At 60.7% G+C, this 7,076-nt stretch carries 6 protein-coding genes and 2 pseudogenes; all 8 read left to right on the forward strand.

All coding sequences use genetic code 11. From position 1 onward, the window contains the following. On the forward strand, positions 1-237 hold a 237-nt coding region (locus H0V78_08830), incomplete at its 5' end, for a hypothetical protein (protein MBA2351876.1). Positions 238-256: 19 nt separating this feature from the next. Beyond that, the gene (locus H0V78_08835) at positions 257-718 is read left to right on the forward strand and encodes a (2Fe-2S)-binding protein (protein MBA2351877.1); all 462 of its coding nucleotides are present in this window, start codon (positions 257-259) and stop codon (positions 716-718) included. Between the two features lie 8 nt (positions 719-726). Then, complete coding sequence (locus H0V78_08840; GenBank protein ID MBA2351878.1) at positions 727-2,910, forward strand: molybdopterin-dependent oxidoreductase; 2,184 nt, start codon at positions 727-729, stop codon at positions 2,908-2,910. 395 nt (positions 2,911-3,305) lie between these two features. After that, a pseudogene (gene dps, locus H0V78_08845) lies at positions 3,306-3,794 on the forward strand (DNA starvation/stationary phase protection protein Dps). Between the two features lie 46 nt (positions 3,795-3,840). Then, positions 3,841-5,025 (forward strand): annotated as a pseudogene (locus H0V78_08850) (aldo/keto reductase). Positions 5,026-5,197: 172 nt separating this feature from the next. Continuing rightward, the gene (locus tag H0V78_08855) at positions 5,198-5,752 is read left to right on the forward strand and encodes an NAD(P)H-dependent oxidoreductase (GenBank protein MBA2351879.1); all 555 of its coding nucleotides are present in this window, start codon (positions 5,198-5,200) and stop codon (positions 5,750-5,752) included. A 79-nt stretch (positions 5,753-5,831) separates the two neighbouring features. Then, complete coding sequence (locus H0V78_08860) at positions 5,832-6,464, forward strand: DUF998 domain-containing protein (GenBank protein MBA2351880.1); 633 nt, start codon at positions 5,832-5,834, stop codon at positions 6,462-6,464. Positions 6,465-6,614: 150 nt separating this feature from the next. After that, positions 6,615-7,067, forward strand: a complete 453-nt coding sequence (locus H0V78_08865; protein ID MBA2351881.1) for a DUF3293 domain-containing protein — start codon at positions 6,615-6,617, stop codon at positions 7,065-7,067. The last annotated feature ends 9 nt before the right edge of the window (positions 7,068-7,076 follow it).

Raw genomic sequence — 7,076 nt, forward strand, 5'->3', positions numbered from 1 at the left:
TGGGAAGGCCTGTCGCCGGGCGAGCTTTGCCGGGCGCTGCTCGACAAGAGCAAGAACGGCAACAAAGACCTGAAGGGTATCGTCGATCATATGACGCGCGATGAACTGGTCGCCTGGAGCTGGGCACCGGGAATCGACGCCGATGGTCGAGCGCGCGAGACGGCGCCGATAGCCAAACCGGAATTCGACCGCATCGTGCACGCGTGGGCAGAGTCGGGCGCGAAATGCCCTGAATGAACTGGAACGAGGAACCGCAATGATCTCACTCCACGTCAATGACAAGACCTATCAACTCGATGTTCCTCCGGAGATGCCCCTCCTTTGGGCGATCCGCGACGGGGCAGGCCTGACCGGCACCAAGTACGGCTGCGGCATCGCGCAGTGCGGCGCGTGCACGGTCCACGTCGATGGCAAAGCGGTGCGCTCGTGCAGCATGCCGGTATCGGCCGCGGCGGGAAAACGCATCACCACGATAGAAAACGTCGGCGCCACGCGCGCGGGCAAGGCGACGCAAACGGCATGGGAAAAACTCGATGTCGTGCAATGCGGCTATTGCCAGTCGGGCCAGATCATGTCGGCGGTGGCGCTGCTCAAGGAAAAGGCCAAGCCTAACGACGCCGATATCGACGCCGCGATGTCGGGCAACATTTGCCGCTGCGCGACTTATGTGCGCATCCGCGCCGCAATTCACGAAGCGGCGAAAACGCTCGCCGCTTAGGAGCAATCATGACCACAAGTCCATTGAGCCGCCGCCAGTTTTTAAAAGCCGGCGCTGCGGCAAGCGCAGGATTGACTCTCGGCTTTTATCTTCCGGCGAGCTTCGCCCAGGCCGGGCCGGGAAAGATGGCGGGCAGCGTCGCCGACTCTTCGTTCGCGCCGAACGCGTTTGTGCGCATCGGCGCCGACGACAGCGTCACCGTGATGGCCAAGCACGTTGAGATGGGCCAGGGCAGCTATACCGGACTCGCGACGCTGGTCGCCGAGGAGCTCGACGCCGATTGGGCCAAGGTCAAAGTCGAAGGCGCGCCGGCCGATGCCAAGCTTTACAACAATCTGGCATGGGGCCCGGTGCAGGGTACCGGAGGCAGTTCGGCGATCGCCAATTCCTACGACCAATTGCGCAAGGCCGGCGCCACCGCACGCGCGATGCTGGTCGCGGCCGCGGCTCAGGAATGGAAGGTCGCGCCCGAAACCATCACCGTAGAGCGCGGAGTCGTCAGCGCCGGTGCCCGTAAGGCGAGCTTCGGACAACTGGCCGAGCAGGCAGCCGCGATGCCGGTGCCGCCCGACGTCAAATTGAAAGATCCCAAGGATTTCCGCTACATCGGCCAAAAAATTCCGCGTAAGGATTCGAAGCCCAAATGCGATGGTAGCGCGCGCTACACCATCGACATGAAGCTGCCGGGCATGTTGACGGCGGTGGTCGCGCATCCGCCGCGGTTCGGCGGTAAGGTGATAGCTTACGATCCTTCCAAAGCCAAGGCGATTAAGGGTGTCGTCGAGGTGGTGCAGATTCCCGAAGGCGTCGCCGTGCTCGCGACCAACTTCTGGGCCGCCAAGCAGGGGCGCGACGCGCTTTCGGTGCAATGGGACGAGGGCGCCGCGAACAAGCTCGGGAGCGACGAGATACTCGCGCAATACAAAGCGCTCGCGAAAGAGCCGGCAGTCGTTGCGAACCAGGTCGGTGACGCCAATGCTGGTTCGACGTCCGCCGCGAAAACCCTCGAAGCTGCGTTCGAGTTCCCCTATCTCGCACACGCCGCGATGGAGCCGATGAACTGCGTGGTCAAGCTCGGACAGGACGGCTGCGAAGTCTGGAACGGCGAGCAGTTCCAGACCGTCGATCAAGGCAATATCGCAGCCGCGGTCGGCATGAAACCCGAGCAGGTCAGAATCAACATGCTTTACGCGGGCGGAAGTTTCGGCCGCCGCGCCAACCCGCAGTCGGATTATGTGATGGAAGCCGCGCACATCGCCAAAGCGATCGATGGCAAGGCGCCGGTCAAGCTGCAGTGGACGCGCGAAGACGACATGCGCGCAGGCTATTTCCGTCCGATCTACTATCACACCTTGCGCGCCGGCCTCGATGCCGGCGGCAATCCGGTGGCCTGGCACCATCGTATCGTCGGACAATCGATTATCACCGGAACACCATTCGAACCGAAGCTGGTGAAAGACGGCATAGACGCAACTTCAGTAGAGGGCGCGTCCAACCTGCCCTACGCGATTCCGAACATGCTGGTGGATTTGAATTCGCCCAAGGTCGGCGTGCCGGTGCAATGGTGGCGATCGGTCGGCTCGACGCATACGGCGTTTTCGACCGAGACTTTCATGGATGAACTCGCGGCGGCGGCGGGCAAGGACCCGGTCGAATTCCGTCGCGCGCTGCTGGCGAAACATCCGCGTCACTTGGGCGTGCTCAATCTCGTGGCGGAAAAGGCGGGTTGGGGAACGCCACTGCCGAAAGGCCATGCGCGCGGGGTCGCCGTGCACGAGTCGTTCAAGACTTTCGTCGCTCAGGTCGCCGAAGTCTCGCTGAAGCCCGACGGCTCCTTCCGCGTAGAGCGCGTAGTGTGCGCGGTTGATTGCGGCGTCGCCGTCAATCCTGATGTCATACTTGCGCAAATGGAAGGCGGCATCGGTTTCGGTCTCGGCGCCGCGCTCGACGGCGCGATCAGCTTGAAGGAAGGGCGCGTCGAACAAAGCAATTTCCACGACTACAAGGTTCTGCGAATGAACGAGATGCCGGAGATCGAGGTGCATATCGTGCCATCGCAGGAAGCACCGACCGGTGTCGGCGAGCCGGGCGTGCCGCCAATCGCGCCAGCCGTATGCAACGCCTTGTTCATGCTCACCGGCGAACGGATTCGTACGCTGCCGATTCGACCGCAAAGATTGCGCAGAGCCTGATAAAACGCGTCGATTCGTCGCGTTGAACGTCAGCCGCGGCTTTTGACAGTATCTCCCGCTCCAGCTTGAGCAGCTGATTCTCACGCCGCAGCCGCGCCGGCTCCTGGCGCTCTGCAGTACTCAGCACACCGTCGCCCCGACCGGTGTCCCGGTCTGCCTGCTTGGCCCCATTGTCGGATCGACCACGATGCAGTTCGACCATTTTGCGCGGAAACTCAGGCGCACTCTCGGTGCAAGGTTATTCTGCGCAGCGCGGCACGGCAGCGTAAAGTATGAGACCGAGCGAAAGCGCCTGGCGTGCATCCAGGTCGAGCTCGCGGTCATGCGCTGGTACATCAGCATCATGGTCACCACGCCGCACATCATTAAGCCGCATTCCGGATCAGGAGAAAAACATGTCTCACCCAAAATACAAAACGCATATCGATTTAGGTCAGCAGCCACGAAGCGAAATGGTCGATCTGCTCAATCAACAGTTAGCCGATACGTTCGATCTGTTCAGCCAGACCAAACAAGCCCACTGGAATGTAAAAGGAGCGGATTTCTAACAGTTGCACAAGCTGTTCGATGAGCTGGCCGAACAAACCGAGGAGTACGTCGACTTGATCGCCGAACGGGCGACGACCCTGGGCGGCACAGCGCTCGGAACGGTCCGCATGTCGGCGGCCGCTTCGCGTTTGCCGGAATGCCCCGAGCAGTTGGGCGGAAGCAAAGGCGCGATCGATGTGCTGGTTGCGCGGTACGCAAACCTGGCGAAAAGCACGAGAGCGGCAGTCGCGATTTCGGACGAGGCGGGCGACGTGGATACGTCAGACATGTTCACCGAAATATCCCGGGGTGTGGATAAGGCGCTGTGGTTTCTGGAGGCGCACGTGCAGTCATGACCTCGTTCGCTTCCGTCAAGCCGCAACAGGACGCGCGAGCAACCGCATGAGACACGTCACGCTTCCATCGGGTGAGCGCGTTCCGGCTTTAGGCATGGGGACGTGGTATCTCGGGGAAACCCGGGCAAGTCGCGATGAAGAACTCGCCGCGCTGCGACTCGGTCTGGATCTCGGCCTGCCCTTGATCGATACCGCGAAAATGTATGGCGACGGACTATCCGAAGAGCTCGTCGGGGCGGCAATCGAGGACAGGCGCGACGAAGTATTTCTGGTGAGCAAGGTCTATCCGCACAACGCATCGCGCAAAGGTACGGTCACCGCATGCGAGCGCAGCCTGCGGCGTCTGAACACGGATCGACTCGATTTGTATCTTCTGCATTAGCGCGGCTCTAAACCGCTCGATGAGACGCTGGCGGGCTTCGACGCGCTGATGCGCGCCGGCAAGATCCGCTACTGGGGTGTCAGCAATTTCAATGTCGACGACATGACCGATCTGGCCGGTGTGCCAGGCGGGGGCGGCGTCGCGGCCAACCAGCTGCTCTACAATCTTACCCGGCGCGGCGTCGAATACGATTTGCTGCCGTGGTGCCGCGAACACCGCGTTCCGCTCATGGCGTATCGCGATCTGCTCGGCTTCAAGGAGATCGGGCGCATCTTCGATGACAAGGCCGCCGCGCTGACCAGCGGCCGCACCCACCACGAGTTGCTGCTGATCGAAGTCGGCAATGCGCCGGCGCCGCCGTCAGGTCGACGCATCGGCTTTTATCATGCCGGCATCAAGATCGGCGACAGCCTCGATGACCTGCGCGCGGCGAAGCGCGAACTCGAAGCAGCCGGAGTAGCGATCGCCGGAATGAGCGACCACACGGTGAGTAAAGCCTGTATCTACGCGATCCGGACGGCAATGAAATCGAGCTGTATGTCGATGCCGACGAAACGATCTGGAAAAACAACCCATCGGCAGTGCTGGCGCCGATCAAACCCTTGCGCTTATGAATCGCGGCGCCATCATCGCAGGTCCATTGCGCGCTCTAACGGGGCCAGCGGGTCGCTCCATTCTGGCTTTCGCCGCGTCCGCAGCGCTGTCTTCGGCTTCCTCGCCACGTCACGCACGGCGGGCGTCAATCATGTCATCCTCAATTTGAAGTACTGCGCGCGTCGCGCGGGCGACGTTTCTGGAAGAGATCGGCGAACAGGTCTTGCCGCGACTGAGGGCCAGCAAGACCGCTGAAGGGCGGGGTCGCAGACAGTCGAATAATCGGGGCGTTATGGCGGTGCCGTGTTGCCGGCGTCCGATCATGGCAAATCGATACCCGGACCAATGTTGCCGATAAACGGAGACGTGCAAAAGGCTTCTTGACGCCGCCTCAAAATTCATCCACAACTCTCGACAGGAGATCCATGTGAGCTCATATCAGATCGCCGTAATCGTCGGCAGCCTTCGCCGCGATTCGCTCAACCGCAAGCTGGCTAACGCCGTTGCGAAGCTGACGCCGTCCGATTTCACGTTCAAGCAGGTGCAGATCGATGACCTGCCGCTCTACAACCAGGATGACGACGCAAACCCGGCGGAGCCAGTCAAACGGCTGAAGCGCGAGATCAAGGCTGCCCAGGGCCTGATGTTCGTCACGGCGGAATACAACCGCTCGATCCCCGGTGTGCTCAAGAACGCGATCGACCACGCGTCGCGCCCTTATGGCCAAAGCGCCTGGGCCGGCAAACCCGCAGGTGTGTTGGGCGCTTCGGTCGGCGCCATCGGCACGGGGGTGGCGCAACAGCACCTGCGCGGCATTCTCGCCTACCTCGACGTGCCGACGCTTGGCCAGCCAGAAGTGTTCATCCACGTCAGGGAAGGATTTTTCGACGAGGCCGGCAATCTGGGCTCCGCCGACAGCAGGAAATTTCTGCAGAGCTGGATGGACAAGTATGTCGCCTGGGTGAAGACGCACACGGCCTGACGTTCGAGGCTAGCCCCGATAAACGTCGTCCTGTCTCTCTATGAAGGTAGCGCTCCGCAAGAGTGGAAATGCGTGCGGCATGTTGGCTCCCGTCTTATGGGCATCGGCCATTATTTTCTGTGGCAGTCTAAGACCGGAATACAGTCACTTTACCCACTACATCAGCGAGCTTGGCGAGCGCGGCGGCTCTACGGAATTCATTATGCGGTACGCTGCATTTGTGCCTACCGGGCTCATGCATATGGCATTTGCGGCGTTCTTGTATGTTGCATTCAAAGGTAGCCCGCTTGCCGCATTGGCGGCGATGCTGGTTGCCATAAATGGGATAGCGCGCATTGGCGCTGGCATGTTTCCGTGCGAGACCGGGTGCGCCCTGCCTAGACTTTTGCTCAGTCAGAAGTTGCACAGCTTATCGGCCGCCGTAGGGTTTTTCGCGCTTATTGGCGCCGCGATCCTTAGGGGTATCTTGTTCAGACGATATCAAAGCCTCCGGGGCCTCAGTGCGTACTCTATCGTTTCTGGATGCTTGGGTTTGATACTTCTGGCGCTTATGTCGCGGAGCGCCGAACTGCGGGCGGGTACAGGCCTCTTTGAGCGCCTGTCCACGGGCGTATTGTCACTGTGGATATTCGTATTCGCGGCTCGGTTATGGTGGCTCAAAGCATACCGCGTACATTTGCCGAGTTCCCGTGGTTCAGGCAAGCCCTCATAGAAGGTACGGATGTTCGATCAATTCCCGCTTGTCATTTCCGGCGACAGCCGGAATCCAGTTTTCGCCATCGCCAGGACGCTGGCTCTCACTGTGGGGCGGCGTAATCGGGCCGCAGTTGAAGGCGCCCCGCATGGCGCAACAAGGAAGGCGATGACGCGAACTGACAACGACATGTCACTCGCTGCTGCCTATCGCCGCACGAACTACATGGTCGATCACGATGGCGGTTCTTTCGCTATTCGCGTTGGGGAGGCGAGCGAGGAAGTAGACGCGCTTTTGCAGCAGCGCGCGCAAACAAGCTGGGCTTACATTACCGCCTGCAACCCACGATCTGAACGGCTTGCGCTTGAGGAAAATCAATGGCGCCAGACAGACCTCCGCAATTATTTACGGGAGATGGGCTACTGTATTTTCGCGGGGCGCGGTGTTGCGCAGGAGCCTGGCTGGCCGCCGGAAGAAAGCTTTCTCGTGATCGGCATTTCACGCGAAGCGGCAACCATGCTCGCGACGATGCTCGAACAAAATGCTGTCGTTGTCGGTACGCAAGGCGCACCGGCGGAGCTGGTGTTCTGCCTTTCGCCCGAAAATTCTGAAACCGATTAAGGAAACGTC

Source organism: Burkholderiales bacterium (genome assembly GCA_013695435.1).
Classification (GTDB): Bacteria; Pseudomonadota; Gammaproteobacteria; order Burkholderiales; family JACMKV01; genus JACMKV01.